1 protein-coding gene is annotated in these 1,371 nt (G+C 35.2%); it reads left to right on the top strand.

Annotated features, from left to right (window positions below; translation table 11 throughout):
* On the top strand, positions 1–1,371 hold a 1,371-nt coding region (locus tag B5P42_RS33045), incomplete at both ends, for a TNT domain-containing protein (RefSeq protein ID WP_258397578.1).

Below are 1,371 nucleotides of genomic sequence, written 5' to 3'. Positions count from 1 at the left end.
TTGCTAAGAGTGAAACTAAGGGGCAAGCGCAAAATGCGAACCGGTTATCTGGGGAGAAATTCGATAATCTTTCTCTTAATATAGAGAAGAAAACACCTGTGGAAAATGCGCCAGTGATTGAGAAGAAATCGGCGACGTTTTTTGATGAGTTGAATTTGAAGAATGGTGCGAAGGTAGCGGAAGAGAGGGGAGGAAAAGCTTGGGATGAAATATTTAAAAATACAGATTTTCCAAACATAGATAATGAGGGTTTGAAAAATCTTATTGAGGATATTAATAAATCAAGTTTGTCTCCGAATGAAAAAATCCTAGCTAATATTGAAGCTTATAATAAGGCAGTAGAGGCAGGGGTAAAAACCGATATTCAAGTTATCTCAAGTACTAATTGTATTGATAGTATTACTGGAAAAGTTAAATGGCCTGAGGCGGAGGGATATGTAGTTGATCGGATGGGAAATGCCATAAAAGAAGAAATATCCCCTAAAGTGGGTGACGTTATGGATCGTTATGGTAGTGTATATGGAACATACACATCACCATTTAATGGTACGAAGGGATATTCATTTTCTGAACGTGCTTTACCATATATTGAGAATCCGAATGTTTATCATAAGTATGAAATAATACGAGATTTCAGCGAATTAAAAGAAGTGATTGAAACATGGCCAGACAAAGGATTAGTAGATGAATTCTTTATGGATGCTAAAGCATATGGATATGACATGGATAATTTCACCTCTTTTGCTGGTGAAATTGCGCCTGCCTTTGATGCAGTAGGTGGAGGAATACAATGGAAATTACCAATGTCCATTGAATATCTGGAGGAATTTGGATTTATAAAAGAAATTAAGGTTTCGGAAGAGGTCGTAGGCAAAGCTTGGGATGGAATATTTAAAAATACAGATTTTTCAAATATAGATAATGCTGGTTTGAAAAATCTTATTGAGGATATTAATAAATCAAGTTTGTCTCCGAATGAAAAAATCCTAGCTAATATTGAAGCTTATAATAAGGCAGTAGAGGCAGGGGTAAAAACCGATATTCAAGTTATTTCTAGCACTAATTGTATTGATAGTATTACTGGAAAAGTTAAATGGCCAGAGGCGGAAGGATATGTAGTTGATCGGATGGGAAATGCCATAAAAGAAGAAATATCCCTTAAAGTGGGTGACGTAATGGATCGTTATGGTAGTGTATATGGAACATACACATCACCATTTAATGATACGAAGGGATATTCATTTTCTGAACGTGCTTTACCATATATTGAGAATCCGAATGTTTATCATAAGTATGAAGTAATACGAGATTTCAGGGAATTAAAAGAAGTGATTGAAACATGGCCAGATAAAGGATTAGTAGATGAATTCT

Source organism: Bacillus sp. SRB_331, from assembly GCF_003264175.1.
Lineage (GTDB): Bacteria > Bacillota > Bacilli > Bacillales > Bacillaceae_G > Bacillus_A > Bacillus_A mycoides.
Note: the sequence above shows the minus strand (reverse complement) of the source record. Positions and strands in the feature narration are given on the sequence as shown.